This is a genomic window from Endozoicomonas acroporae, from assembly GCF_002864045.1.
GTDB lineage: Bacteria > Pseudomonadota > Gammaproteobacteria > Pseudomonadales > Endozoicomonadaceae > Endozoicomonas > Endozoicomonas acroporae.
This window is the reverse complement of sequence record NZ_PJPV01000136.1, coordinates 1-26,959: the sequence shown is the minus strand read 5'-3', so window position 1 is coordinate 26,959 and position 26,959 is coordinate 1. Positions and strand designations below refer to the sequence as shown.

Genomic DNA, 26,959 nt, shown 5'->3' with positions numbered 1-26,959 from the left:
GAAATATATGATTTCATTTGGTTAACTACTTATTACCGTTGAATGGCTGAATCAAAACTATGAACTACTCTCATTGTAGAAATACCTTCGGATAATATCAGATTCCAGTCTTTTCCGGTCAACTTGGCCAGGCCGCAATAAATTGCATTATTTTTGGATTCCATCATCAGCTCACGCACCTGTTGGAAGAAAGTCCCGCCAAACTCACCGCGCAAAAACAACGCCAGGTCATCATCAGGACTGCCTGCCTTTGGCTCAAGAAGCGATCTTATCTCTGCATCAGAAGTCATGTTCCCATAAAACAATTGCCCAATAATTTTATCCAGCAGACTTTGCTGACCATCCCCATCCCTGAACAATGACGCCAGTAGGGCATCACCCGAAAAATCCGCCCTGAGGATATGAAATAAAGTGGGGATCAAGAGTGAAAAATTATCACAAATGTCACCAACCAATTCATTCACATCTATATTGCGTCCAGCATCTTCGGTACTCACAGGACACTCCACAGTCGTTGCCCTGAAAACGTCAAAACGTCTGAAAGACAGGGGGGCAAGTTGCGATCTGAGATCGGGCATATGTAAACCTGAAGTACGATAAGCAATCAGCTTTTCTAAATTCACGTGGTTTCTTCGTAACGCTTTGCCACACCCTATGAGTTTTACCTTAAGGGCTTCAGGAATCGCCCCGGGTAACAGGCTATTGGCCAGAGAGAGGCATGACAGCCATTCCTGCTGGTCTTCACTCAACAACCCACTGCTATACGTGATCGCTTCCAGGAGACATGGACGAAAGTGTGATTCAGCAAAATGATTGGCGCCAACCATTCCTGCAAACCCGGACACCAAATCCTGAGTTGCTATCGGGGATAACAATGGCCTTAGCTTTTTACACAGGTCCAGCGCCACAGAATAGTAGTTGTATGCCTGCAAATCGTGGGTGAGGCTTCTGCCAAGCTGCTCAATTCTTGCTCGCTCAACACTGGCAACAGGGTTATGCATGGCAGGGGTGTACTGCTGTTTGGCTGGGGGTGAGCCAGGCAGCTCAGGCAGAGGGGTATCGCCATCTGGCCGCAAAGGCAGATAAGCCTTGCCCAGCAGATTCATAAACGTAGCGCTGTTAGCCCCTTCCTGAATCAGGGGGCGATCAACACAGCTGATCCATTCAAATAATAGTTTGGGTACCGGCCCACAATACAGAAGCTCGACAGGTTCATGAACAGAGTTCTCCCATTCCCTGTTCTGCAAATCATAAAATGGCACCTGCAACGATTTTTGTAATACCCGGAGCCGTTCAAGGCTTGCCAGTGGACTCAATACCAAAACAACCGTTTTCTCCAACTCTGATGTATGGCTTTTCACGACCCCTGACAGCAATCTTCTGATAATCAGGTCATGGGCAGGCTCCAGGGCATGATGGTGAATACCATAAAGTGGCAGCAAATGAATTCTGCCGGCTTCCGTCTCTCTCAGGATTTTTATCAGGCTGGCGGCTCTTGAGTCGCCCTTCATTAGCGTCGGGATATCCGGTTTTTGCAGTAAATAAGCGGTCTGATAGTTTGCCAGCGCCGGAAGGTCCAGGTTCTGATGCATGCCATTGCACCGCTCGATTCTGGGCGTCGTGTTGCTCCATTTGAAGGGTGGGATAACAATCGCCACTTTTGACACCAACCATGAGCGGTTACCGTTCATGGCCCAGAAACCAAGGGGTTGCTCCAAAGGTCTGTGGTTACAAGTGCAATGATCCGCCAACTGTTTAAAAGGAATACACTCACACACCAGGCCAGAATAATGCAAAGTCTGTACGCCATCATTCCCGGGGTTAAATTCTGGCATGAATAACCGGAGCTTATCCTTCATCCGCTGCCATTCATCCTCCCCATTAAATTTCAGAACCAGCTCAACCCTTCCTTTAAAGCCAAGGTGAGCCAGCCCTTCGATGATACTGAATGCAGCCGTATGGTCTCCCTGGCCGGGACTCTCGGCAAGCCCCACCCGGATAACAGGAATGGCACCCAGCTTCGCAGACAGGCTGCTCTGTGCAGTATCAACCTTCCTCTTACCCAACAGGGTTAGATCAATGTCTTTTTTGGGCGACTCATTAGCACAACCGGATAAATGCTTGCGAACTGCGATAGCCCGAATGGATGAATAAACCGGAGAATCAGGAGGTCGCTTGCCACCTCCATTCATCGATCGCCTGGTCAGGGCATTTACAGACAGTGACGAATTCACGGCTATATCCGATTAACAAAAATTCCTTACTATAGCTCGTCCCTCGTCCCGCTGCCCTTACAAGGCAGCAAGTTATACTGACAATCAACTTGGGAAACCTATCAACCGAAACAAATAAACACATCCTCCCCAGATGGTCTACTTTTCTAACGGCGTTCCTGCTGCAGCATAAAAAGTCAATTGAACTGTGATACGGGATTCTATTCCCGGCTGTGGTGGCCGCTGATTCAATCTCATTTAATGAATGGTCTGCTACCCATGAAACGTTTACTGACATTTATAGTGACGCTATCACTGTGTTCAATTGCACAGTTCTCAATCGCCGCCCAGTATCTGGATATGCCGCCCAGCTATGAAGATGCCACTACCTATACGATTCACCTGAAACCGGGTGATGACAGGGAAATCAATATGAGTGAAATCTTTCGTCTTTCCAGTGAGGGCTATACGTCGATAAGAATCAAAGTGGCTACTACTAACAGGGTTAATAGAACCAAGCCAACCAGGCGGTATCCGTTTTACCATAACGACATAGCTGAACGAATCCCTCATTGCCGCCTGTTAAGGCAGCATGACTACGATGATAATTATCGGGTATTACTGGACAACACCATTTATCAGTCCAATCTCAGCTACGATGATGCCATTTTACTGATTGGCAAACTCGTATCGGTGAACTCCTGTACATTTTGATGTCCATAGGCACAGCTTAAAAAATCCTGACCCGGCCCTTCATCACAGGGCCAGGGAGTACGACGCAATAACCTATTGATTAAATTACTGATATTAAGAATCTGACTGGCTCGGAAAACCATTTCGGTTCTGCGTACATTCTCTTTATGTCTTAATAAGGAACTATTTCCCAATTTATCAGTCCAATGTTGCAGAAAACCATTTAATTTTTGCTATTTGAATAATTTACAAGGACTGATTCCATGAAATTCACCCACTTACCGTTCAGGCTATTTTCCCTGATACTTTTTACGACTGTACTATCAGCCGGGGCTTTTGAACTTTCTCCACCTGCTTACCATAATGATTTACCGCCCAGCTATGAAGATTCCGTGGCTCATTCCACCTATACCATCCAGCTCAAGCCCGGGGAAAACAGATTCATTAGCTTCGTTGAACTTTTTGGTCGGGGCTATTACAACCTGAGAGTCAATGTAGCCAGTGATTTGAAACAGCCACATTGCCGTCTCTTTAAGCAGAGCAACGGTTATTACCGTGTTCAACTGGATAACATGATTTATGATTCAAACCTGCATTATGACGATGCCGTATTAGAGATTGGTAAACTCGTCTCTGTGAACGCCTGTCGATTCTGATCTCTGCGAAGATTGTAATGGTGGGAGCCGTATTGCTCCCTTCACAAAGGAAGCGCAGTGGTGAACTTCATCTGTTCCATGGCAAAACTGGAGGTTACATCGGTCAATCCCTCCACGGTGTTGACCAGCTCCTTATAGAAGCGATCAAATGACTGAATATCTTTTACGACAACCCTGAGCAAATAGTCGTATTCACCACTCATTCGATAGCACTCAGCAATTTCCGGAAAGCTGGCCACCACCTTGCTAAAAGACGCCAGCCATTCACTGTTGTGATGACGGGTTTTAACATGCACAAAAACAGAAACCCCTAACCCGACCTTGTCAGGATTGACCAGGGCGACACGCCTGGTGATATAGCCTTCTGCCTCCAGACGCTTAATGCGCTTCCAGCAGGGCGTTGGGGACAAACTGACTTTTTCAGCCAGCTCAGCCAACGAGGGAGTCGTATCCTCCTGCAACTCCCGTAATATGTTGCGGTCAATTTTATCCATAATGTTTTAAATGCTGTCACTGGTTAGCAGGCCCACCACATTCTGGTCACTTTGCTGCGCTTCGGGGGAACTGAACAGACGTCGACGAATCAGGGTTTCAGCCAACAGGTCACCAATAGCCAGCAGAACCGTCGTATAGGTCGTGGGGGCCGACTCCCGGTCTTCACGGCTCTCAACCACACTGGCATCCAGCACGATATCCGCCTGCTCCGCAACCGGCCCTGCCGGATCACCGGTAATGGCAATCACTTTGTTACCCATTTGCCGAATTGCCGGATAAAGCCGTAGCAGCTCCCCAGTCCTGCCACTGTACGACAACATGATAATAACGTCACCGGGGCCAATCATACTCAGATTGTCTTCCCAGGTTTCAGCGGCATTCAGTATGTGCGTAGACAAGCCTGTGGCATCAAGCGTTGCAGCGATTTTCTGCCCCACCAGGCCAGACTGCTTCATACCAAACAGGATGGCGCGTCCACGGCATTCAGCCAACAGCTCCAGGGCAGCAGTGAAGCTACCATTGATTCTGGCTTCCAGTGATTTGAGCGCTTCGATCTGTCTGGCAACACTGTTACGCATGACATCAGAAACCAGCAGGTTGTGGTCTAAATTCATGGTCCATCTCTTCTAATCATTTTCCATCAGTTTGACACAGAGATGGTGATAGATAATTGATCAGGAGCATTGATGCAAAACATTTGGATCAATGAACCTTTCAATATATTCAAGTGTCCAAACAGGTTCTTTTAACAGAAATTGGAGTCACCATGAATATTGGAAATATGGCAACAGGTTTGGCAGGGATTGGTCTGACAGCTGCCGTCAGTCTCAATACTGGTGTAGCTGACTCTTCCAATCTGACCAGGTGGCGAACCCGGACTGTTATGGCTCTTTCCGGTACCGTGGGTATCAGCTTAAGTCTGTTGCAATGCATCCGGGAAGGCAGAAACATGTCGGCCAGAACACTGGCGACACTGGCAATGAACGCTGGCGTTCTTGCATACAGTTATTTACAACCCTGGGCTGATCTTCCAGAAGAATTAATGATTTATAAGTCCGAAGCTGAATGTCATGCGGAATTCTTGAAGAATCAAGGTGAAATGAGCATGCCGCAATGTAAACCCTATCTTCATAAGGCTGAAGTTATTGAAAAGATGGTAGAGCACATAGGTCCCGGTTCGCATAGGAAGATTGCGCGGATAACCAAATACAATTGGAAAGAGTAGCTGCCGATCTTCAGCTCAGGGGGCGTGGGATTATCCAACTGTTTGTACCGCCTGCTGCCCGCAAAAGGATATGCAGTTCCTGCTTGACGGGTAGCGGGAGGCGGGCAGAACCTGTAGAAATGTGGGTATTATTTCAGGTAGACAACACCCTCAATAACCTCACATTCCAGGGCAGTCAGCATATCCCCCGGACAGGGCCCGGCAATACACTCCCCCGTTTCAATCAGAAACTGCGCACCGTGGGTAGCGCACTGTATCAGCCGCTTCTCTGAATCCAGAAATTGATCCGGCTGCCATTCAAGGTTAATCCCAAAATGTGGGCAACTGTTTTCATAGACGTATACCTGATCGCCTTTGCGTACTGCGAAGATATGTCCACGCTCATTACAGAAGCCTTTGCTACCGGGATTCTGAAGCTCATCGATAGAACACAAACGAATCATTATTTGCTTTCGGCCTCTTCTGGCAGACGAACGTCAAAAGGCATACCTCGCTGCAACACAATCTGACTGAAATAGAGATTAATGGCCTGGGAAGTGGTCAGCCCGAGTTGGCGCAGAATGTCTTCGGCCTCCTGCTTTAATGACTCATCAATTCGTGCCCGTACAGTCGTCTCTTTTGCCATAATCACTGCACCTCATGCATCTTTTTGGAATATTTCTGTAAATAGTAAAAATGATAAAAAACATCCCATGCTGCGGGAAAGCTCTACTTTACGCGCAAGCGCTATACCCTGTTATCAATCTGCCGATTGACTGTTATAGGCTGACAAAATATAACAATGTATGATGAGTTGCCATGAGAGCTTCACCAAACTTCCGTCAATGCTTTCGCAGGGTGAGCGACTCACGGCCAGCGCTTTTATCACACCAAAAGTAAAACAGGACGTTTTACGCAGTCACTAACAGGGATCATAGAGATTGAAGCTTTTGTTATGTTGAACAAGTTATCTCATTGCTTACTCTTTTTTTCATTGGCCACATCACTTCTGTTCCCCACATACAGCCTGGCTAACGAGTCAGAACGTCAGCAGATGCTGTTCACGCGCGTTGAAAAAGCACTGAAGACAGGGGACCATAAACTTTACGAGAGTTATCGATCTGAACTCAGTAATTACCCTCTGGCTCCCTACCTTGAGTACCTCAGCCTCACCAACGATCTTGATCGCATCAACCAGAGCGATATTGACCAGTTTGCCAGCCAATACCCCGATTTACCGCAAACCAGCCAGCTCCAGTACAAATGGCTGCGGCATCTGGCCAGTAACCAGCGCTGGCAATCCTATCTAGCAGCCTATCAGCAGGATGACGGCGGCCGCTATCAGTGCCTGAAAGGCGTAGCCCTGCAAGCACTGGGACAGACAGAACAGGCCTGGCTGGAGGCAAAAAGTCTCTGGCTGAAAGGCCAGTCACAACACAAGGCCTGTGATCCGTTATTCGACAGCTGGAAAACCTCTGGCGAACTCACACAAAGCCTGATTATTGCTCGCTTCTGGATGGCTGCCGAGCAAAACAACCTGTCCCTTGCCCGCTACCTGAATAAGTCCATTAAAGATACGTCTTTCAAGGTATCGACAGAGCTATTCTGGGAAGTCAACAAACACCCCGAACTGCTTCATACCGCCCGCTTCAATGGTGACCTGGAACATCAGCGGATCATTATGCTTCATGGCATCAAAAAACTGATTGCCAAAGATCTGGACCTTGCCGTCAGCACCTGGTTGGCAATGCGCAACCGCTATCCTTTTTCCCCGAAGCAGCGATCCGCTGTCGACCAGCGGATCGCCATGAAAGCGGCCAAGAACTTTGTGGACAACGCCGAAGAAATTATTGCCAGCATTGACCCCGATTTTCATTATCAAAAGGTCACCGAGTGGCGAATCAGACTGGCGCTGGCTGACCAGGACTGGGAAAGAGTCCTGATACTGTTAGAACATCTGCCAGCGGCTATCAGAAACAGCAGCCGCTGGCGCTATTGGAACGAAGTCGCCCTGCTCAAGTTTCAGGAGGCAAGCTATCAGCTGGTCGGGATGCCTCTGCCGAGCAAACCCACGCTGCTGCAAACACCGACACTGAGTGCGCTGGGCCAGGAACGGAACTTTTACGCTTTTCTGGTGGCAGACCTGAAAGGACAACCCTTTCAACTGAACCACCAGCAAAAAGCCATTCACCAGCAGGATCTGCACAGACTCAAGCAATATTACCCGGGCTTTAAACGTATTCGTGAGTGGCTGCACCATAAGCGCTTTTATAACGCCCAGATGGAACTGAACCGGATAACCCCGAGTCTGGATAAAACCCAGCAACAGTTAATTCCCTATCTCGCCCATCAATGGGAATGGCACCATCAGGCGATTATGGCCGCTGCCCGGGCAACGCTCTGGGACGACCTTAGCCTCCGCTTCCCAACACCGGACGCTGATATTTTCAGTGCGCAGGCAGAAAAACGTAAACTGGATTATCCCTGGGTTTTGGCCATTGCCCGTCAGGAAAGTGCGTTCCATCCCATGGCGCGCTCCAGCGCTGGTGCCATGGGGTTAATGCAGTTGATGCCGACAACCGCGAAACAGGCGGCTAAACAGGCCGGAATACCCTATAGAAAGAAGTCAGAACTGTTTAAACCAGAAATTAACATCGCCCTTGGAACTACCCACCTTGCCTGGTTGTCCAAACGATTTGAAGATAGCCGAATTCTGGCAACAGCGGCTTACAACGCTGGGAGTACTCCGGTGAAACGCTGGCTGAAGCAGAGAGGGCATCTGCCACTGGATATCTGGATTGAGACTATTCCCTACGATGAAACTCGTAAGTACGTCCAGAATGTCATGGCTTATCGCGTGATTTACAGTCTGCTGGAAGACCAGCCTGCACGTATGCTCTCATCTCAGGAGATGGCCTCCCTCAGTCTTAACCTGCAGGAGTCCAAGATTATTGCCCAGAGAGAGCAAGGGCAACCATGACAGGGTGCTTCGGTTTTCCGCTCAGGAAAAGTCATCAGGTTCTGATACACTGATTAGTTCTAATTTTTATTATTTGGAGAACAACGTTTATGGACAGGCGTCATAAAACCCATGCTGTTCAGGTTGGACACGTCACCATTGGCGGTGATGCTCCCATTGTGGTTCAGTCAATGACGGACACCGATACTGCGGATGTCCAGAAAACCATTGACCAGATTCGCCTGCTGGCGGATGCAGGCTCTGAAATCGTTCGCGTAACGGTGAATTCAGAGGAAGCAGCGGCCGCTATTCCGGCAATCTATGAAGGGCTGGCCAAACACAACTGCAATGTACCCATTGTCGGGGACTTCCATTACAACGGTCACCTCCTGCTGACCAAGTACGATGAAACCGCCAGGCTGCTGCACAAGTACAGAATTAACCCTGGTAATGTCGGCTTTGGCGATAAGAAGGATGACCGCTTTAATGCCATGATTGATGTCGCCATCAAATACGATAAACCGGTGCGTATCGGCGTTAACTGGGGCAGCCTCGACAAAGAGCTCTCTACCCAGCTGATGGATGAAAATGCCCGATCCGCCAACCCGAAGTCTTCCCAGGAAATCCTCCATGAAGCATTGGTCCTTTCTTCCCTGACCAGTGCCGATGCTGCGGTTAAGCGTGGTCTCGGTGCCAACAAAATCGTTATCTCCTGTAAGGTCTCCCGGGTACAGGATCTGATCAGCGTCTACCAGATGCTGGCTGATCGGTGTGAATACGCTCTGCACCTCGGATTGACCGAAGCCGGTATGGGCAGCAAGGGCATTGTGGCATCCAGTGTCGCCATGGGCATTCTTCTGCAGCATGGTATTGGCAACACTATCCGCACTTCCCTGACGCCAGAGCCCGGAGCCTCCCGCGATAAAGAGGTGATTGTCTCACAGCAGATCCTTCAGGCCCTGGATGTTCGCAGTTTTGCTCCGGAAGTAACCGCCTGTCCTGGCTGTGGTCGTACCACCAGTACGTTCTTCCGGGTTCTGACCGATGAAGTGGACGGTTTCCTGCGCAGTAAAATGGTGAACTGGCGCCACCAGTATGTCGGTGTGGAAAATATGAAAGTTGCCGTGATGGGCTGTGTGGTTAATGGTCCTGGGGAAAGCAAGCATGCCAACATTGGTATCAGTCTGCCCGGTACCGGTGAGGCACCTTCTGCCCCGGTATTTGTTGATGGTGAGAAATTCACCACATTAAAAGGCGAGAATATCGCTGAAGACTATAAGAAACTGATCGAAGAGTACGTTCAGAAAACCTATGCTCCCCGGGAACAGGTGATCGCCAGCAACTGATGATAAAAGACTGATAAATCAGCACCGCCACACTGTGGCGGTGCTACCCTCTCTTCATTTTTCCATCAGCAAAATTGACATCCATCTAATTTGCCAGCTTTGCCCTGATGGGCCTGTCACTTCATCGGAAAGACCGTTATCAGGACAAACTTAAGGTTATTTAAGGCGTCAGGGTCAGGGTATATTTTGCATCACCCGGTAAGAACGGACTGGCCTTCCCTTCCACCCAGTCCATATAGCCTGCGCTAAAGAAAGGAGAGAGCGGGTGACCACTCTGACCACCCGGCATATGAAATATAGCTTCATCTTCACGCCCGGGAGACACCACCAGCCGCTCAGATACCCCTTGATCGGCACGCTGGGCCCTGGGCATCCAGACATCGCCAGAGAGAGGTACGGCGGGCATCTCCAGCAGTCTGCCAAAGACAGGAATGGCACCACTCAATGGGTGGCGGATATCAGCGGTATTTCTCTGTCCCCAGGTGGCATTGCCCAGCTGATCTACGCCTCCCAGATCACTCACCACCTGATCCACGGTTTCGATCAGCAACTCATCCCAATTTTCGTACTGAGGACTCAACCAATGTAGCGGACGTTCTTCCAGAAGACGCCATATCATCTCGCTTTCATGGTTTAACTTCTGCATAAAGCCATCTTCTACATCCTCTTTGGCTTCTGGAGAGAGGGACAGAAAGTAGCGCCCCAGTGATGACATGATCTTCAGTTTAAGCGCATCTTTATACTCACGGACCAAACGGTAACCAACGTCGTCAGTGGCAGCCTTGCCAGACCAGTTGTTCACATAGCGATAAAACGTCTGCCGGGAAAGGTTCCCCGCCATCACGTCTTCAGTGAGTGTATCCAGCAACAACCGCCGCCAGTTATCCATATAGAGAGCACGATGATCCAGGGCAATCTCCAGCAACGCCTGTTCATCAGCACGCTCAAGTGCCATCAGCGCATCACGAATCTGTATCTGCCGGGGGCCGAGGGCATAACCCCCGTTGCCCATCTTGTCGTAGTCTGCTCCGCTTACGATACGGGCATTGGCAGTCCAGACTCGTTGATCCGCAGGGTTATATACGCGAGGATAATGCACATCCGGAAGCCAGCTGTCCCAGTTATCATCAGCCTGCTGCCAGGGCAGTGGGTAAGTGGAATCGATACCTGAACGGTCTGGAATCTGTCCGGCAACGGTCCAGCCAATATTGCCTTCACGGTCACCCACCGTAAAGTTCTGGGGTGGAATTCCACTGCGGTTGGCAATGGCCATTCCCTGTTCTGCATTGCGGGCAACTTCCAGGCTTACCAGGTTAACATTGGTCGCCTCCGGACGATGGGCAGTCCAGCGCAGGGCATATTGCGTATCGTCGTAGGCCGAATCAACCACCGGCCCCCAATGGGTGCCTGAATAGTCAACGACAACCGGCTCTTGGTCTTTGATATGGATGGTTTCAGTCCAGCGTTCAAGGGATTTCGGGCCATCATTGGTCATGTACTGGCCATCATCAATATCCAGCTCCACCAGATCAACCCAGTCACCAGCCGTATTGGTAAAGCCCCAGGCGATATGGGTATTGCTGCCAACCACAATAAACGGTGTGCCCGGTAATGTGACTCCGGTAATACTGACCCTGTCCTCTGGCTGGTCCGGGTGTGGATAACTCAAAGAAGCCCGATACCAGATGGTGGGCACCCGATGGCTCAAGTGCATATCATCCTGAATGATGGCCCCACCATGGTCCGTTAACTCTCCGGATACCGCCCAGTTGTTACTGCCAATAAGACTGTCTTCCAGCGTCGTTCCACCCAGATTGGCAAAGAGCTCTGCCTCTTTGCTGCGCAGGTCAACCAGCTCTGCCCCCGGGGTTGGCACATCCGGCAACTCACCAGGCTGCATTGGTGAGTCCCAGCGGGTTTTCAGTGGCGAAAGAAAATCGATAACAGCAGGTACGGTTACACGACTGAGGAAGCCTTTCAGGTTATCCAGTTTTACTTCATCATCATTGAGATCCATGTACATGCTGAAGATCGACAGAAAAGAGTCTTCGCTTTTCCAGGGCTCAGGCTCCACACCCAGCAACAGATATTCAAAAGGCTTCTGTCCAAGATCTTTCAGGCCATGATTGACACCATCGGTATAGGCATTCAAAAGAGCCTGATGTTCAGCGCTCATAATCTCAACCGCCTGCTGAGCGACCTTGCGGAAACGATGTTTTCTCTGACGTTTATCGTGATCCAGCGCCAGTTCACCCACCAGTTCAGACAGTTCACCCGCAGAATTGCGCCGATTCAAATCCATCTGAAAAAATCGTTCCTGGGCATGGAGATAACCGGTAGCAAAGGCAACATCCATACGATCACTGCCGGATATCAGGGGAACACCCTGAGCATCTCGCTCAATCGTAACCGCAGCATTCAGGAAGGGAGTCTTCACTTCACCCTCCAACATGGGGAGACTTTGTCGAAGAAGAACAAACGCCGTAAGAATGATCAGCAGGGATATTGATACAAGGAGAAAAAAGCCTCTCCTTAACCAGATCAGCATTGATACTACTCCATTGTTGTTATTATGTGGTTGGAAAAAATAGCACAGTTTTATCAGGCTGCCCATGGATTCATAAAACCCATACCAGAAAGACTGGTCGCATACAAATGCTCGAGATACATCGTCAGCCCTGATCAAAACAGCATCATACGCCTGCAAAAATTATCACTTGGTCCAACGTTGTAAATCCCGATAGAATACTGCTCATTTTTAATGGTGCTAACGTACTAATAATTGGTACTGCGCCTGAGTTCCCTCACCTCAACTAAAAAGGACTTGCCATGCAAACCAGCAATCGCGGCCTGAACATTCTGCTTTTATTATCGATATTTCATATCGTGACCATCACTGCCAGTAACTATCTGGTACAAATACCGTTTCAATTCTTTGGTATGCACACCACCTGGGGAGCATTCACCTTTCCGTTTATTTTCCTGGCCACGGACCTGACCGTAAGGATCTACGGGTCTGAGCAGGCCCGGAAGATCATATTTACCGCCATGTTCCCGGCTCTGCTGATCTCCTACCTGGTGTCAGTCATGTTCGTGGATGGAACCTTTCAGGGATTGGCAAGCCTGGCCAGCGTTAATGCCTTTGTCGCCAGAATTGCCGTTGCCAGCTTTGCGGCATACCTGATTGGCCAGATTCTGGATATCACCGTTTTCAACCGTTTGCGCCAAAATGCCATGTGGTGGGTAGCTCCGGCCTGTTCAACCATTGCTGGCAACCTGATTGATACCCTCAGCTTCTTCAGTCTGGCCTTTGCCGGTTCATCAGACCCCTTCATGGCAGCACACTGGATGGAAATTGCCCTGGTGGACTACGGCTACAAGCTGGCCATCAGCATGCTGTTCTTCCTGCCTATGTATGGCGTGTTGCTGAACTTCCTGGTGAACAGGTTGAATGTACCCATGCAAATGAACTCTCAACAGGCTGCATAAAAGCCTGCGTATAAAGCAAAGCCCCGTTTAACGGGGCTTTACATAAATCCTGAGAAAGATAAGCTGATTGGGAGATCGGGGGATATAAAGCAATGAGTATTTCCGTAATAGCCAATCGCCTTACTCAGGGCGCTGACCTGAAAACAGCCGTGCAGGAACTGGTTAACAAGCACCGGATTTCTGCAGGTTCACTGGTATCCTGTGTTGGCAGTCTGTCCAGAATAAACCTTCGTCTTGCTGGCGCAGAAACGACGTTAGTTACTGAGGGCTCTTTTGAAATCGTCTCTGTCATGGGAACGTTGACACCGGATCATCAGCATATCCACATGGCTGTGGCTGATGCCAAAGGGCATGTTTTTGGAGGACACCTGCTAGAAGGAAATATCGTTGATAGTACTGCTGAGGTGATTATTCACAGTTATCCACAGCTGAGCTTCTCAAGGGCTTTTGATCCATCCACAGGCTACACGGAACTTGTTATTGATAAGCACTAGTTTTTGATTAGACGTATCATCTGAAGGCTTTCAAACATTTTCTTTTTATCGTTTTCCGATAGATGCCAGGTATTCACTGTTCTGACAAAGTCTTTCTGCTGTTTATTGTCAAAAGCCCCTCCATCTTTCAGGTATTCGCTGATTCTCACCACAATTTCATCACCAAGCGCCAAAATCTTTGGCCTGACCTCAGAAGCTAAATCCCGATATTCACTATGTTCAGGATGTGTAGATAACCAGTCAGCCATATAGCGATATTGAATCGCCTTGGCAGCATCCATCTGTGCCTGAAAGAAATCAGCAATAGAGTCCGGTTGTAAACCTGCCTGCTGCGCATTGATCAATGCCTTCTCTAGCACCTGCTGTTCTCTGGCCAGATCTTCGACCGCACGATGGTTCCTGGCTTTAAATAAGGCGACATCCTGCATATAGTTCAACCGCTGGTTGATTAACTGAAAGATTCCATTCGACATTGTATCTGCAACCGCCAAGGTGGAGAGCGCCAAACAGAGCAACCCGGCTACTAGCTACTAAAAGCTTCATACTTCCCCAACAATCCTCAGAGCTTTGAACCAGTTTCATTCCCTTGATTCAGCCAGTGACACCCAGCTCATATTTAACCCAATACCTATAAATATCTGCTGGAACCAACAGTGCTTGAGACAAAGCCTAATTTGATGAATTGAAAGCGCTGTTAATCTGGAATGTTCAGTAGTGGCGAACGCAAGTCGAAAAGTCTAGCAGCTTCAGGCAAAGCTGACAGCTTCTCAGACTCAGGAAAGGACTAACAGCATCAGGCTGAAAAGAAAGGGATTGATAGGACGTTTTAACTTATTATTCTGAAGTGAATATTTACAGAGCACAATGCAAAAACCCCGACAGATTGCTCTATCGGGGTTCTCATCCTTGAGCGGACTCAAGGTAAAGATGGTGCCTGGCGATGACCTACTCTTACATGAGGAGGAGGACAAAGTAAAAGCCTGCCACTTAGTACTATAGAGTATAAAACGAACAACGCTACAACCCTTGCTATCACTGGCATTTCACGCTAATTGTAAATCCATACCAAAAATAATGTGATACGGTTTGAGTATTCAGAATCCGAATTCTGTCCGAATCAGATAAGAATAGTCTTGGGAGTTGCGTAGAGATGATAAAGAAGATCACTGAAAGCAGTGTATCAAAAATGAGTGAGAAAACCCTCAGGGATAATGAGATCCGGGGGTTCTCCTGTCAGCAGAAGAAAACCGGCAAGTTTTTCTATTACGAGTACAAATCCCCCGTTACCGGAACCAACCGCAAGCATCCTCTGGGCAGGCACGGAGAGATCACCGTCGAGCAGGCGCGAACAATGGCCAGGGCATCAGCTGGTGAGGTGGCAACCGGTAATGATCCCCAGGAACAAAAACGGGAACGGCGGAAGGAAGTTGAGAAGCAGAGGCAAAATACCCTGCGGGCTTTTATGGAGGGTGATTACCGGAGCGTGACCCCGGAGGAGACAGCGGATGTTGCACAGAAGAATATAAAAAGGCATTTCTCAAAGTGGCTGGATAAGCCCATGTCTCATATCACTGCCTTTGAAATGAAAAAATGGCTAAACAACTATCCGGGAGCCCCTTCCGGCGGTAATCGCATTATGAATGATCTTCGGGGCATTCTGACCAAAGCCGTCGCAGCTGGCTATATTGATAAAACACCGATGTCCGAAGTAAAGCGACTCAAGGAAGACAAGAGCAAGAAGAGCAAGAAGATCAAATATCTGACCCGGAAATATGAACAACAGCTAATGGCCGGTCTGGATGAATATGATGTATACCGACGAGAACTGGATGGCCAGCATAATGGCTCGTTTGCTGACCTGCTCAGGCCACTGGTGATCGTTGCCATTCATACCGGAATGCGCAAAGGCGAACTGCTCAACCTGAAGGTAAACGACATTGATTTTGCATCCGGCATAATAACCGTAGTGGGTATGGGCGACCATTCCGATGGGCAAAATCACCAGAAAAAGAAGACCCGCACCAAATCACTGCAGACTCGTTACATTCCACTGAACGACGTATCGACTACCATACTGAACGACTGGCTTGATCAGACCGGTTACACCAACCTGGTGTTTCCCAATAATTCCGGCCAGCGGGCCTGTGATAAATTTATTGACCGTCGCTGGTATAAAGCCCGAGAAGCAGCAGGACTCACCGGAAAAATCGATTTCCATGGCTTGCGCCACACCTTCGGCACCCGGCTGGCAGAACTTCGGGTGGATCTGGTAACAATTCAGGAGCTGATGGGGCATGAGTCACTGGATATCACCGCCAAGTACCTGCACACCAGCCCGGAGCGACAGCATCTGGCAATTTCGGGATTAGCGGGTTATTGAGGTTAGCACTTACGGATGCGAGTTAGGCAGATCACCGAGTCTATTGATTTTGATATGGCAAAACTCCCCAAAATTCATCATTGTTTCTTCATAAAAATGACCGACAAGGCCATCAATAAAGAAAGCCCATTCCGTGTTGTCAGCAATAGAAAACTACCGGGAATAATCAGTAGCGACAGCCAAAGCAGATGGTAATAAGCAATCCCTGACAGGAGCACTCCAACAAGAAGCATCAGCATACACAGCGCTACTGCGACCATCGGTGGAATAACCATGCCAGATTCCCGTGCCGATGAAATAATGCCCAGCCATAGCCAAAGGTCGATTAGTATAAAAACAACCAAAACGATATTGCTAAACACCGGAGTAACTCCTGGATCCTCGAGAACCAGGATTATAGACGAGTCGCATTATTCAAACACATCAGAAAACGCATCATAAGTCATATCGTACAAATCAACCTGATGGATGTGCCGTCGCACAACGTTTTCACAGGTTTCATCATCAACCTCAGTATTTTTCACGGATTTGGCAGGCACAAGGCCATGATGCGCTTTTTTATCCAGAAAATCAGAGAGCCCTGTCACCAGTTCTGGAAAAAACCGTTTTATATAATCCACAAAAAGGCGCATGGCACTCTCATTGCCCATCATCTCTGAATAACAATCGTAAAATCCAAGATTGTGCCTGATGGTATTCAAAATCATCCTGCGCCGTTTGGGCCAGCTCGCCCGGGCATACGCCTCTGGCTGCATCGTCTCAGTAATTCGCTTCCAGGTAGCCAGGGGAAATGGGGTCGGAAAACAGCACTCGCCATCATCATTGATGACTGTTACCGGGCTGCCATCAAGCGTCACATAAATATCCAGTACCGGCGCTTCGTCGGCAAAATAGTAATCCCTACTCTGGGCCACCTGGATAAGTTTCGTTCTCAGCGGCGCAGATACCCTCACCTTTTTCATCCGTTTAAGTGCTTCCTGATAGCTCAGGATACAGTCATGATCTTTGCGAATATAACCATGGCAAGAAACCTGGTTACCAACAACGGCCGGGAATACACTGTTCAGTGCTGCCGCCACTTTTGATCGAACTGGAAATAAATCACCCCAGTCCACCTCCACAGCATAGGCATAAACATACTCGCGGATTATTGGGTTCATATGAATTCCTTTTCATAACGTGAGTTCGATGCTCAGAAAGCCATAGGCAAACCTTCGGTCAGTGCTGTTACATCAATATGAGGCTTTCTGGGCTGTCGGGTAAAAGCGATTAGTCCAGCTATCAGATTCACCGCAAAATTGAAGGGTGAGCGGTGCCGAGTATGCTCTATCTGTGAAATATTCTTCAACTGGTCGTTAACACTCTCAATCACAGCCCGTTTTCGCAACATCGCTTTATCAAAGGCTCTCAGCTCTTTTGGCTTCATATTTTTCCGAACCTTCGTTATCAGATTCAGACCTTTTTCTTTTAACCAAGCAACTAATTTCTCTGATATGTATCCCTTGTCACCATAAAGCCAGCCCGTTAACTCTTCAACGAGATCAGGCACAGGCTTACGGTCATCTGTATTAGCGGTTGTCACACAAAACGACAGAATTTCCCCAAGATGGTTAATAACAAGATGAAGCTTGAAACCAAATTTCCAGCCAGTGGACGTCTTTCCTCGCTTAGCTTCTTCAGAGAACACCTTATGGCTGTTTATCCGGTGATTATCACAAACGACAATTGGCGTAGAGTCAATGAATGATAAGCCAGTGGGCTGCCCCATACATTGGGTCTTGAGATATACAGTCAATGGAATCAAGGCCTGTTTCATCAGTTCTACAAAACGATTGTAAGAAACCAGGTTCGGGAAGCAGTCAGACTTATATTTAAGATGAGATTCAGGTAATAATGCTTGAAATCCCGAAATGCACTCTGGTGGAAATGAATGATGATGGTCATTATTTCACTGAGCGACAATTTCGATATAACTGGAGGCTTATTAGCATTACAGATAAGTCGTTTATGCCATTCTGGTTCAAAAATCAGGCAGAAATCATCGATATCACAGAATACACTGGTCATAGACATGGGGCCTCCAGTTAGCTGTCTATGGTTTGGTATCTGAAAGATAGCTAAGCAGTCCGGAGGCTCCTTGTCTTTTTTACGTCGAATTCACGTTATTTACAAACACATGCCAGACCCTCTGAAAAGAGACATCAAAGCCTTCTTTGGTGATTACAAAACAGCCGTTGCAGAGGCTCGTGGGCTGCTGTTCTCCCTCAGAGCCCAACCTTATTGACCAGATGTGCGAACTGGCCCATCAGCAGTTACCAGCCAGTATTCTTAACGACAGTCACTCACTGATTATCCATAGTCGTTTTATTAATGACCTGCCGCCCCCGTTAAGAATCTATGCCGGTTGTGCCACACAGCTCTTTTCAGAAACCGATGGCGTAGACCTGGTAAAATTCATATCCGTTCCGGCAAACTGCCCCTGATGACCTACGAGGGTTTTGCAACCCAGCCCATCCCCATGCTTCGTGAACGGGTCAAAATCAATCTGCGCCAGCGTACTGTCGATTTTTTTGACTACGGCTATGGCGACTACGATCCACAACCACTCTACTGGAAGTCTCAGGTGATCGACGCCAGTTTCCACGATTATGACAAGCAGCAGTCATTCGATAAGCGCCTTTCCGGCTTGAACATTCCTGAGCTGGCTGAAGGTCATGGCCCTTCACTGGAGAATCTGACAGCCCTGCTTCGTATAAATCACGGACTGACGGATTAAAGGTTACCGGTTCTTCAAAGCACAGAGCGCCATCGCACCCTCATAATGCACAGCACGGCCAGTACAATGCCGATGATCAAAACCGTAAAAGCCGACAAGAGTGACCAGCCACACCCGATAGTAAAAGATCTATATATGGACTATATTTAGGCCATAAACAGGAGGCAGAGTGATGAGAATTGAACCGATCAGCTTCGTAAAAAAGAATGCGGCTAACTTGGACTTGGAAGAACCGATTGTCAGCAATTCCCGATAAATTGATTACCATCAATGATATCAAGGGTTAGAGGGAAAGTAGCTATTCCTGCAATCGCAGACTTTTAGTATATTATTTGGCATATATACTATTACTGTCGTGTTATTGTGCCTCTATCAAAGAATAAAGCGCTTGCTGAAAAATTGATCTCGCTGGTCTCGAAAGAAGCTGCAAAGATTCCGGATTTTTGACCAAAAAACAACCATGCGAAAATCTCTCTGCATGATGCCGTCATGTGCGGTCTTGCTGTCATGCATCTGAAATATCCATCGTTGCTTAAGTTTGACCAAGACTGCCTGAATGATGCTGATAAGCTCCATAACCTGAAATCCCTTTATGGTGTTGAGCAAGTTCCCAGTGATTCGCGCCTTCGTGAACTGCTTGACCCCATTGAGGCCCGCTATTTTCGGAAGTTTTTTACCATTTTGTTTGCCTATGTTCAGCGCTCCGGCTGACTCAAACAATTTGAGTATTTTGAGGAAGGTTATCTCGCTCCTATTGATGGAACAGGGCATTTTGCTTCTGGAACCATCCATTGCCCTGAGTGCTGTGTGAAAAAACCGGATAGCAAAAATCCCCAGTACTACCATCAGTTGCTGGCTTGCTGTCTGGTTAAACCGGGTAAGAAGGAAGTACTACCTTTGATGCCGGAACCCATCATTCAGCAGGTAGATGCCTCAAAAAACGACTGTGAGCAAACAGCTCTCAAAAGACTTCTGGCGAACATTGCCAGAGAGCACCCGCACCTGAAACTGGTGCTCAACTTTGACGATTTATACTCCGATGGACCCACGATAAAGCTGGTTAAATCCTATAACTACAGCTTCATCATGGTTGCGAAGGACACCAGTCACCTATCACTTTATGAAGAAGTGGATGAGCTGGACATAGCGAACAATGTTGTTCGCCATGGGTATACCGACGAAGATGGCTATCGACACTGGTTCCGGTTCGTCAATGGAGTTCCCATCAATAAGTCTCATAAAGAGATATTGGTCAACTACCTTGAGTACGTAGAAATCAGTCCCAAAGGAAAGAAATACACCAACACTTGGGTTACTGATATTTACATTACCCTTGAAAACGTGACCAAAGTCATGCGAGGAGCACGCGCCAAGTGGAAAATTGAGAACGAAACGTTTAACACACTGAAAACACAAGGGTACAACCTGGAACACAATTACGGGCACGGAGAGATGCATCTGGCGACAAACTTTGCCAGCTTGACATTTACCGCTTTTCTCATTGATCAGATAGAGCAGCTTGCCTGCCCTCTTTTCCAAAAAGCGTTGTCGGTATCGAAATCAAAAAAATCGCTCTGGCATGGGATAAGGGGGCTGTTTGACTGGTTTATTATCGGCTCATGGACCGAACTGTTAACAGCAATAACTGTGGGTAAGAGTATCAGCCTGAAAACGCTTATGGTGGATACAACTTAGCCTCTCAGTATTCTTGTGTTTTCAGTGTTCGGTGTGTCTACAAAGTAATCAGGAACTCTGTCTTCATACGGAGTGGGGTATTTCATCCATAAATATTCTGCTTGGATAATACAATATTATACTACCCAAGACGTATAGTTGCCGGGAATTGCTGCACTATTTCAATGGTAATAACCTCGCTATCACTGAGCTTGGGCTCATAGCCACGAGTACGTATAGGTGTGGGAAAAAGCTTTTGGAATAAATCATCAATCAGACAAAAGACATTAATGATAAACTCTTCTTCAGGCATGACTGTCACCGGCTATTAAGCAATCTGTTTTAGAGGGCAGGTTGGTTAAGGTGTAGTCATGCCTTATGTGATGTCAAAAGTCGGCCTTCGCGTATATATTATGCTTGGATAATACAATGTTATACGACTTAAGGCGTATGGTTGTCGGGAATTGCTGGCTCGGGCACATGTGCCCAAAAACCACAGCCATCTCCCGGTTAACCGAAACCACCCAACTGAATACCCGCAGGATTATTAATCATCTGATTGATGAGCTGGATTTGAAAGGAGACGACCAATGAACCTCTCCGATATAGCCGATCAATATGCAGACCATTTCCTGGAGAAATACAGTCAACGTTTTCTACCCAGCCAACTCAAGGCGCTCAACGCCATACGGGGTTGTCGAACCCCGGCTTCAGGCATGACGCTGCTGGAATGCAACGGCTGCCAATTCCAGGAACAAAAACCATTGTCCTGTGGACATCGACACTGCAATCGCTGTCAGAACACCGATACCAGCGAATGGTTGCAACGGCAAAGACAGAAACTGTTGCCCGTTGAATACTTTATGGTGACCTTCACCTTACCAGCGCAACTGCGGGCTCTGGCTTGGCAACATCAACGACAGGTGTACGATTTACTGTTCAGAACAGCGGCTGATAACCTGAAACAGTTTGGAGCCAATGACAAAAAACTGGATGCTGACCTGGGAATGACCGGCGTCCTGCACACCCACAGCCGACGGCTGGATTACCATCCCCATATACATTTTGTAGTGCTCGGTGGTGGCATCAATACCCGACGAAAAGAGTGGCGCAAACTCACCGGTCACTATCTTTTCAATGGCAAGAGTCTGTCCATGGTCTTTCGAGCCAGACTCCTTCGCGCCCTGGACGAACAGGGACTACTATCACTAAGCCTGAAAACAAGGCTGCCCAAAGAGTGGGTCGTCAATTGCAAACGGGTGGGCAAAGGATTACCAGCACTTGAATATCTATCCCGGTATCTGTACCGGGGCGTGATCAGCGATAACAATATCCTGGCCAGCAAACGGGGAAAGGTGACCTTCTCTTACCTCAACAGTGAAACCGGCAAAAAGGAGACGCGAACCCTGCCAGGAGAAGACTTCCTGTGGCTGGTACTGAAACATGTATTACCCAGGCGATTTCGACGATCGCGGGATTATGGATTTTTACACAGCAACGCCAAAAAACAATTATCACTGGTGCAACTGGTTTTACACGTCATGGTCAAAGCAGTAGAACCCGTGATTCGTCCGCAATTCACATGCAGGCATTGCGGCGCAGCGATGAAGCACATTGCGTTCAGCTTCCTGAAACCGACCTGAGTTGCCACAGCAACAAATACCGCCATTCACAAACAGGGAGAAAAAGTAAGCTCAGCCAGACAGATATGACATACCCCAGACTACCGTAATGCAGTGGTCGGGAGACACTCATCCTGAATAAATAGCGTTAAGCAAAAACGCTCTGTTTCAAGATCCGCCAGAAAAGTAAACTTCAATAGACCTTCCTCGCCAGAATTCAACCCAGGCTTGTGCAACAACAGGATAAGATTGCGGCTGGGCGCAATCTATCCTTATTCGTTTTTTTATGTTTGCTATTCTGCCCAGGAAGTATCGATCATGCGAGGATCGTCGATCCGCTGGCCGAAGCAGTTGTAGTGATCTTCCGTGACTTGTTTGAAGACAAAGGGCTCGAACAGCATTCGGTAGGCTTTTGTTTTAGTGCCGGTCGCATTTTGCCGGAACATGCTTTCGATAAACTGTTCCTGTTCAAGTTTTTTCAAGCATTCACTGACTCAGTGCCGGGTTATGCCAACCATATCACCAAGGATTTTCTGACTGGGCCAGCACTCACCTTCACTGTTGGCAAATGTGGCCAAAACAATCAGCAGCAGCCGTTGAGTTGGCAGTAGGCTTGCCATCTCATCGGTAAGTATTTTCACCCTCAACAATCTCATCACTCCGATTGTGTACGCGAACGAAATCATGGCTATACTATCCCCTGAGCCATTACTCGCTGAGTGACGGCTCGTTGATTCGAGAGAAACCCGGTTAGGAGTGCCACCTCCGTCTGAGCCGGGTTTTTTCTTGCATGTCAGAAACATAGACTCTGTTAAAAAATAGGCTAAAAAGGGGGGCGTATACACGATAGGGCTGTTCGATATGAAGCGGCAAAATAATCGAGGTCTCGACACAAACAAGATTAAAGAACAGTATCAAAGAACAAGTTGCGCAATGCGGCCTGCGTCGGTGAACATAATCGGGATAGGGCAGAGTCTCACAACTCTGCTCCTCCCACAACACCGGCCATACGGATCACGTAGCACGGTGTTTCAAATCTACTCTGTATTCATCTTGCCGCCAATTCTGGCAGCCCGAGGTTCTTGAAATATCTATTCGGCAATGCTTGAGTTAGTGTCGGACTACCACTCAACCTATGGAATTTGCTGTCTCACTCTTCCTGCATAATCTGGGCAATAGTCTGCTGTATCAGTCGGTCAAGTACGGTAGGAATACCCAGCTTGCGTTTGCGGCCATCCGGTTTTGGGATTTCCACCCGCAGCACGGGCCTGGGTTGGTAGGCTCCTTCTGCCAGTTGCTGCCGAATCTTTGGCCAGTGTTGTTTCAGGAAGTCTGGAAGTTCATCAACGGTCATGCCATCGATACCTGCGGCTCCTTTATTATGTTGAACCTGTTTCAGTGCACGTACCAGATTATTCCTGTCCAGTACCCGCAACATCAAAGATGAACAAAAGATGCTTTTTTACAGTGAAGAGTGGTTCAATCGGGTCTCCCTCCGGTTCACCCTCTGGTGTATCCAGAGACAACGACAGTTGTCTAACAGATGCCATCCGAAATCACTTCCCCGATGATTACTTTCCACGATTTGTTCTGGCCTTCAGTGGCCAGAGACCACCTACGCGGTAACTGCTCCTGCGTTACTCTAGCTCCTGCATCCATGCAGTCGTATGCCGTCTGCTGATAGGGCTATGGATAGCCCGTATGCCGAAAATGCAGGAGCAATTTTCGGTCTTCTGCATTGCGGGCACGCAGAACTGCCCCTGTGTCAGTATTCGTTATGCTGCTTCTTACCGCCGGGTTTGATCTAATTTTTCAGCCATCCATGTTTTTACTATTGCTTGCCTAGCAACCCCTAGCCTGGCTGCTTCTCTATCAAGGGCATTGATCATCCATATTGGGAAGTCAATGTTAACACGCTTTGTATCAAGGTCAGGCCGATGGCCTTTATCCCACTGAACTACATCATCAATTTTATCGCTGCCTTCATCAAAGGCTTTGTCGAAATCTTCAGTTTTCATAGCAAGTAATCTCCTTTGTTCTGGAACGACGAACTGAAATAACCCTGATGTTATCTCCTCGTAGCGTGTAAACTGCTGTCCAGTGTTTACCTTTATACCGTGCAATCATGAGGAATCGTTCTTCTCCTGCAAGACTTGCAGGAAAGACAATTTTTGACTCATCCTCCCATAAGTTTTGAGCTTCATCGAAGTCAATTCCATGCTTGTCAAAATTAGCCATACTTTTATTTTGATCATATTCAAACACGTGTTTTTGACACCTGAACTTATATATAGGTATCAATTATATACCATTTTGATGATAGATATAGCAGCACCCAGCCAAGCAGGGATTTTCTTAGCTCTGTAATGACCTGTAAGATCGGATGGCCTCTCGTTCGACGGCGCAGTTGTTTGACGGTCGCTGTCAGTTTGGCTGAACGCCGACTATCGCTGACAGCAAACCCCACTAAAAGCAAGGTTGTGAAAGGCCACTGAAGCCGGGCTACTGAGTTTTACCTTCACAGGGAAGAGAATCCGCTGGTCACAAAAGGGCCTGCATCGCTTTAAGCAAAAATCCTCAAACTCCCCAGCCGCAGCTGGGGAGTGTCAATGGATTACCGACTACGAAAGCTTGCCAAATATATCAGGGGCTGGATGGGTTATTTTAGGATAACCGAATATTACCGCCCCATACCGCGACTGGACCAATGGATACGTCGGCGCATCCGTTGCTGTTTTATCAAGCAGTGACGTAAGCCGAAAACCCGTTATATAAATCTGATCAAGTTAGGCGTTGACCATATCAAAGCCGCCTCGATCGCAGCCAGTAGCAAAGGGTATTACCGGTTAGCCAAAACCTTTGCAGTGCAGCAGTCATTGAACGACAGCTTTCTTGCAAACCTTGGACTTGTTTCACTGAAAGACTTATAGATCAGGTTTCACCATCCTCGGTGAATCGCGTAGTGCGAACCCGCACGCTACGTGGGGTGGGGGGCTGGAGGTTAGAATCCTCCGGCCACCCGATTTATACGCATGTTGACTCAGTGCTTCAGGCTCATATTTTTGGAATCATTTTCAATGCTTCATTTTTTTCTTCATAAAGTGCATATGACACAACTGTGCTCTTCGAAGCCATCATTGCTAATCCAGGCCCGATCTCACTTTGGTTTTTACGTATTCTATCTTTAGCTGCATAAGTTGATTTTAACCTTTTATAAACATCTTCCCATCAAGCGAAACCATACTTTTTCTTCAATCTCTTTTTTATATCTTGGAATTGTTCTTTGCTTGTTTCACCATCAATCGATACGAGAACACTTGCCCATATCATTTTCCTGTGAAGTTGATTTGGCTTCCATTCATTCTGCTTAAGCTCTTTTGCAATATCTGGATGAACAAGCAGATACCCATTACTGATCATTCTCTCAACCCATAAAGGCTCAGCTAGCGCAACACATTGGGATTTTTCTTCTGATGAAAGGTGAGCAATTTCTTTTGACCAGTTATTTGGATTTTGTATTTTTGATAACTGCTTTGAAATATTTTCTATGTTCATATTTTGCTCATGTGTATAACGCATGCGTGTGGGGCGCTTCCGCAAGCGGCGTCCCAGCCAGCTTGCTGGCGACACCACGCACTTGTTGAACCAAGCCGCTAACGCGGCAAAAAATACCGTTCATTCCAGCCACCCCACCATTTCCAATACTTCCTGATATCTGTACCACTTGGGCGCGGCTTATATGAGCTGGATTTGAAAGGAGACGACCAATGAACCTCTCCGATATAGCCGATCAATATGCCGACCGTTTCCTGGAGAAATACAGTCAACGTCTTCTACCCAGCCAACTCAAAGCGCTCAACGCCATACGGGGTTGTCGAACCCCGGCTTCAGGCATGACGCTGCTGGAATGCAACGGCTGCCAATTCCGGGAGCAAAAACCATTGTCCTGTGGACATCGTCACTGCAATCGCTGTCAGAACACCGATACCAGCGAATGGTTGCAACGGCAAAGACAGAAACTGTTGCCCGTTGAATACTTTATGGTGACCTTCACCTTACCAGCGCAACTGCGGGCTCTGGCTTGGCAACATCAACGACAGGTGTACGATTTACTGTTCAGAACAGCGGCTGATACCCTGAAACAGTTTGGAGCCAATAGCAAAAAACTGGATGCTGACCTGGGAATGACCGGCGTCCTGCACACCCACAACCGACGGCTGGATTACCATCCCCATATACACTTTGTCGTGCCCGGTGGCGGAATCAATACTCGACGAAAAGAGTGGCGCAAACTCACAGGTCACTATCTTTTCAATGGCAAGAACCTGGCCATGGTCTTTCGAACCGGACTCCTTCGCGCCCTGGACGAACAGGGACTACTATCACCGAGCCTGAAAACAAGGCTGCCCAAAGAGTCGGCCGTCAATTGCAAACGGGTGGGCAAAGGATTACCGGCACTTGAATATCTATCCCGGTATCTGTACCGGGGCGTGATCAGCGACAACAACATCCTGGCCAGCAAACGGGGAAAGGTGACCTTCTCTTACCTCAACAGTGAAACCGGCAAAAAAGAGACGCGAACCCTGCCAGGAGAAGACTTCCTGTGGCTGGTACTGAAACATGTATTACCCAGGCGATTTCGACGATCGCGGGATTATGGATTTTTACACAGCAACGCAAAAAAACAATTATCACTGGTACAACTGGTTTTACACGTCATGGTCAAAGCAGTAGAACCCGTGATTCGTCCGCAATTCAAATGCAGGCATTGCGGCGCAGCGATGAAGCACATTGCCAGCAATTCCCGTTGAATCCTGGAGCTCCACCGCCACATAGCATACAGAGGAGGCAATAAAAACTCACCCGCACAATTTATCGACTAAAATTGATCCTTACTAAATCATCGTCGTCGGATCGATTATGGGTGCTGCCATACAGAAAAAAGTCAGGCAATTCAG

General features: G+C 47.9%; 33 protein-coding genes and 1 pseudogene. 16 read left to right on the top strand and 18 right to left on the bottom strand.

Going from position 1 to position 26,959, the window contains the following annotated elements; translation table 11 throughout:
* Positions 1-32: 32 nt before the first annotated feature.
* Positions 33-2,234, bottom strand: coding sequence for a hypothetical protein (locus CX664_RS18950; protein ID WP_146000154.1), 2,202 nt, complete (start codon positions 2,232-2,234; stop codon positions 33-35).
* Between the two features lie 258 nt (positions 2,235-2,492).
* Between CX664_RS18950 and CX664_RS18945 the strand changes: the two genes are divergently transcribed.
* Together CX664_RS18945 and CX664_RS18940 are read left to right on the top strand one after the other, a co-directional pair.
* A complete protein-coding gene (locus CX664_RS18945) occupies positions 2,493-2,927 on the top strand; it encodes a hypothetical protein (protein WP_146000153.1) in 435 nt (144 codons plus the stop codon).
* A gap of 242 nt (positions 2,928-3,169) precedes the next feature.
* Positions 3,170-3,562, top strand: coding sequence for a hypothetical protein (locus CX664_RS18940; RefSeq protein ID WP_101748244.1), 393 nt, complete (start codon positions 3,170-3,172; stop codon positions 3,560-3,562).
* Positions 3,563-3,603: 41 nt separating this feature from the next.
* Here CX664_RS18940 and CX664_RS18935 read toward each other — a convergent pair whose 3' ends face one another.
* Together CX664_RS18935 and CX664_RS18930 are read right to left on the bottom strand one after the other, a co-directional pair.
* The gene (locus tag CX664_RS18935; protein WP_101748243.1) at positions 3,604-4,056 is read right to left on the bottom strand and encodes an Lrp/AsnC ligand binding domain-containing protein; all 453 of its coding nucleotides are present in this window, start codon (positions 4,054-4,056) and stop codon (positions 3,604-3,606) included.
* A 6-nt stretch (positions 4,057-4,062) separates the two neighbouring features.
* Positions 4,063-4,671: a KpsF/GutQ family sugar-phosphate isomerase gene (locus CX664_RS18930; RefSeq protein WP_101748242.1), complete on the bottom strand. Its 609-nt coding sequence runs from the start codon at positions 4,669-4,671 to the stop codon at positions 4,063-4,065.
* Positions 4,672-4,784: 113 nt separating this feature from the next.
* Between CX664_RS18930 and CX664_RS18925 the strand changes: the two genes are divergently transcribed.
* Positions 4,785-5,282 (top strand): hypothetical protein, encoded by a 498-nt coding sequence (locus tag CX664_RS18925; RefSeq protein ID WP_146000152.1) that lies wholly within the window; start codon positions 4,785-4,787, stop codon positions 5,280-5,282.
* 128 nt (positions 5,283-5,410) lie between these two features.
* Here CX664_RS18925 and CX664_RS18920 read toward each other — a convergent pair whose 3' ends face one another.
* Together CX664_RS18920 and CX664_RS18915 are read right to left on the bottom strand one after the other, a co-directional pair.
* Positions 5,411-5,725, bottom strand: a complete 315-nt coding sequence (locus tag CX664_RS18920) for a Rieske (2Fe-2S) protein (protein WP_101748240.1) — start codon at positions 5,723-5,725, stop codon at positions 5,411-5,413.
* Positions 5,725-5,907: a type II toxin-antitoxin system RelB/DinJ family antitoxin gene (locus CX664_RS18915; RefSeq protein ID WP_101748239.1), complete on the bottom strand. Its 183-nt coding sequence runs from the start codon at positions 5,905-5,907 to the stop codon at positions 5,725-5,727. The genes CX664_RS18920 and CX664_RS18915 overlap by 1 nt, the downstream gene beginning before the upstream one ends.
* A gap of 309 nt (positions 5,908-6,216) precedes the next feature.
* Between CX664_RS18915 and CX664_RS18910 the strand changes: the two genes are divergently transcribed.
* Both CX664_RS18910 and ispG read left to right on the top strand, forming a co-directional pair.
* Positions 6,217-8,241 (top strand): transglycosylase SLT domain-containing protein, encoded by a 2,025-nt coding sequence (locus CX664_RS18910; protein ID WP_101748238.1) that lies wholly within the window; start codon positions 6,217-6,219, stop codon positions 8,239-8,241.
* Positions 8,242-8,330: 89 nt separating this feature from the next.
* Positions 8,331-9,566, top strand: coding sequence for a flavodoxin-dependent (E)-4-hydroxy-3-methylbut-2-enyl-diphosphate synthase (gene ispG / locus CX664_RS18905; RefSeq protein WP_101748237.1), 1,236 nt, complete (start codon positions 8,331-8,333; stop codon positions 9,564-9,566).
* 160 nt (positions 9,567-9,726) lie between these two features.
* Here the strand turns inward: ispG and CX664_RS18900 are convergent, their stop codons facing one another.
* On the bottom strand, positions 9,727-12,003 hold the full coding sequence (locus tag CX664_RS18900; RefSeq protein ID WP_180966555.1) for a penicillin acylase family protein: 2,277 nt from the start codon (positions 12,001-12,003) through the stop codon (positions 9,727-9,729).
* A 392-nt stretch (positions 12,004-12,395) separates the two neighbouring features.
* Between CX664_RS18900 and CX664_RS18895 the strand changes: the two genes are divergently transcribed.
* The gene (locus tag CX664_RS18895) at positions 12,396-13,055 is read left to right on the top strand and encodes a 7-cyano-7-deazaguanine/7-aminomethyl-7-deazaguanine transporter (RefSeq protein ID WP_101748235.1); all 660 of its coding nucleotides are present in this window, start codon (positions 12,396-12,398) and stop codon (positions 13,053-13,055) included.
* A 92-nt stretch (positions 13,056-13,147) separates the two neighbouring features.
* Complete coding sequence (locus tag CX664_RS18890) at positions 13,148-13,549, top strand: PPC domain-containing DNA-binding protein (protein ID WP_101748234.1); 402 nt, start codon at positions 13,148-13,150, stop codon at positions 13,547-13,549.
* On the opposite strand, the gene CX664_RS18885 is transcribed toward CX664_RS18890, so the two are convergent.
* Positions 13,546-14,055: a chorismate mutase gene (locus CX664_RS18885; RefSeq protein WP_180966554.1), complete on the bottom strand. Its 510-nt coding sequence runs from the start codon at positions 14,053-14,055 to the stop codon at positions 13,546-13,548. The two genes, CX664_RS18890 and CX664_RS18885, sit on opposite strands and share 4 nt — an antisense overlap.
* A gap of 680 nt (positions 14,056-14,735) precedes the next feature.
* Here CX664_RS18885 and CX664_RS18880 point away from each other — a divergent pair.
* Positions 14,736-15,929: a tyrosine-type recombinase/integrase gene (locus CX664_RS18880; RefSeq protein WP_180966553.1), complete on the top strand. Its 1,194-nt coding sequence runs from the start codon at positions 14,736-14,738 to the stop codon at positions 15,927-15,929.
* Between the two features lie 77 nt (positions 15,930-16,006).
* Here the strand turns inward: CX664_RS18880 and CX664_RS18875 are convergent, their stop codons facing one another.
* The 3 genes and pseudogenes from CX664_RS18875 to CX664_RS18865 form a co-directional block, all read right to left on the bottom strand.
* Positions 16,007-16,291, bottom strand: coding sequence for a hypothetical protein (locus CX664_RS18875; protein WP_101748231.1), 285 nt, complete (start codon positions 16,289-16,291; stop codon positions 16,007-16,009).
* Between the two features lie 48 nt (positions 16,292-16,339).
* A complete protein-coding gene (locus CX664_RS18870; RefSeq protein ID WP_101748230.1) occupies positions 16,340-17,089 on the bottom strand; it encodes a hypothetical protein in 750 nt (249 codons plus the stop codon).
* 32 nt (positions 17,090-17,121) lie between these two features.
* Positions 17,122-18,002 (bottom strand): annotated as a pseudogene (locus CX664_RS18865) (IS982 family transposase).
* Positions 18,003-18,175: 173 nt separating this feature from the next.
* Here CX664_RS18865 and CX664_RS18860 point away from each other — a divergent pair.
* Both CX664_RS18860 and CX664_RS18855 read left to right on the top strand, forming a co-directional pair.
* Positions 18,176-18,412, top strand: coding sequence for a hypothetical protein (locus CX664_RS18860; protein WP_146000150.1), 237 nt, complete (start codon positions 18,176-18,178; stop codon positions 18,410-18,412).
* The gene (locus tag CX664_RS18855) at positions 18,412-18,705 is read left to right on the top strand and encodes a hypothetical protein (RefSeq protein WP_101748228.1); all 294 of its coding nucleotides are present in this window, start codon (positions 18,412-18,414) and stop codon (positions 18,703-18,705) included. Before CX664_RS18860 ends, CX664_RS18855 begins: the two co-directional genes overlap by 1 nt.
* Positions 18,706-19,077: 372 nt before the next feature.
* Here the strand turns inward: CX664_RS18855 and CX664_RS18850 are convergent, their stop codons facing one another.
* Positions 19,078-19,497: a hypothetical protein gene (locus CX664_RS18850; RefSeq protein WP_146000149.1), complete on the bottom strand. Its 420-nt coding sequence runs from the start codon at positions 19,495-19,497 to the stop codon at positions 19,078-19,080.
* A 15-nt stretch (positions 19,498-19,512) separates the two neighbouring features.
* On the opposite strand from CX664_RS18850, the gene CX664_RS18845 reads away from it, so the two are divergent.
* Positions 19,513-20,400, top strand: a complete 888-nt coding sequence (locus CX664_RS18845; protein WP_101748226.1) for a transposase — start codon at positions 19,513-19,515, stop codon at positions 20,398-20,400.
* A 121-nt stretch (positions 20,401-20,521) separates the two neighbouring features.
* Here the strand turns inward: CX664_RS18845 and CX664_RS26575 are convergent, their stop codons facing one another.
* Positions 20,522-20,692: a hypothetical protein gene (locus CX664_RS26575; RefSeq protein WP_180966552.1), complete on the bottom strand. Its 171-nt coding sequence runs from the start codon at positions 20,690-20,692 to the stop codon at positions 20,522-20,524.
* 116 nt (positions 20,693-20,808) lie between these two features.
* Between CX664_RS26575 and CX664_RS26570 the strand changes: the two genes are divergently transcribed.
* From CX664_RS26570 to CX664_RS27570, 3 genes are all read left to right on the top strand, one after another.
* Positions 20,809-20,973 carry a hypothetical protein gene (locus tag CX664_RS26570; protein WP_180966551.1) on the top strand — a complete coding sequence of 55 codons (165 nt, stop codon included), beginning with the start codon at positions 20,809-20,811 and terminating at the stop codon, positions 20,971-20,973.
* Positions 20,970-22,022: an IS91 family transposase gene (locus CX664_RS18840; protein WP_101748225.1), complete on the top strand. Its 1,053-nt coding sequence runs from the start codon at positions 20,970-20,972 to the stop codon at positions 22,020-22,022. The genes CX664_RS26570 and CX664_RS18840 overlap by 4 nt, the downstream gene beginning before the upstream one ends.
* A gap of 209 nt (positions 22,023-22,231) precedes the next feature.
* Positions 22,232-22,612 (top strand): hypothetical protein, encoded by a 381-nt coding sequence (locus CX664_RS27570; RefSeq protein ID WP_146000148.1) that lies wholly within the window; start codon positions 22,232-22,234, stop codon positions 22,610-22,612.
* On the opposite strand, the gene CX664_RS28285 is transcribed toward CX664_RS27570, so the two are convergent.
* From CX664_RS28285 to CX664_RS18815, 5 genes are all read right to left on the bottom strand, one after another.
* Positions 22,496-22,804, bottom strand: a complete 309-nt coding sequence (locus CX664_RS28285; RefSeq protein WP_420810375.1) for a helix-turn-helix domain-containing protein — start codon at positions 22,802-22,804, stop codon at positions 22,496-22,498. The two genes, CX664_RS27570 and CX664_RS28285, sit on opposite strands and share 117 nt — an antisense overlap.
* Before the next feature lie 347 nt (positions 22,805-23,151).
* Entirely contained in the window at positions 23,152-23,355 is a 204-nt protein-coding gene (locus CX664_RS18825) for a maturase (RefSeq protein WP_180966550.1), read from the bottom strand.
* 58 nt (positions 23,356-23,413) lie between these two features.
* A complete protein-coding gene (locus CX664_RS26565; RefSeq protein ID WP_180966549.1) occupies positions 23,414-23,551 on the bottom strand; it encodes a hypothetical protein in 138 nt (45 codons plus the stop codon).
* A gap of 237 nt (positions 23,552-23,788) precedes the next feature.
* Complete coding sequence (brnA, locus tag CX664_RS18820) at positions 23,789-24,019, bottom strand: type II toxin-antitoxin system BrnA family antitoxin (protein ID WP_101748221.1); 231 nt, start codon at positions 24,017-24,019, stop codon at positions 23,789-23,791.
* A complete protein-coding gene (locus tag CX664_RS18815) occupies positions 24,009-24,266 on the bottom strand; it encodes a BrnT family toxin (protein WP_101748220.1) in 258 nt (85 codons plus the stop codon). The genes brnA and CX664_RS18815 overlap by 11 nt, the downstream gene beginning before the upstream one ends.
* Positions 24,267-24,574: 308 nt before the next feature.
* Here CX664_RS18815 and CX664_RS28280 point away from each other — a divergent pair, with 308 nt between their 5' ends.
* Positions 24,575-24,751: a group II intron maturase-specific domain-containing protein gene (locus CX664_RS28280; protein ID WP_420810376.1), complete on the top strand. Its 177-nt coding sequence runs from the start codon at positions 24,575-24,577 to the stop codon at positions 24,749-24,751.
* A 478-nt stretch (positions 24,752-25,229) separates the two neighbouring features.
* Here CX664_RS28280 and CX664_RS18805 read toward each other — a convergent pair whose 3' ends face one another.
* Entirely contained in the window at positions 25,230-25,556 is a 327-nt protein-coding gene (locus CX664_RS18805) for a hypothetical protein (protein WP_146000147.1), read from the bottom strand.
* A 212-nt stretch (positions 25,557-25,768) separates the two neighbouring features.
* Here CX664_RS18805 and CX664_RS18800 point away from each other — a divergent pair, with 212 nt between their 5' ends.
* A complete protein-coding gene (locus CX664_RS18800) occupies positions 25,769-26,812 on the top strand; it encodes an IS91 family transposase (protein ID WP_101748217.1) in 1,044 nt (347 codons plus the stop codon).
* Positions 26,813-26,959: the final 147 nt, after the last annotated feature.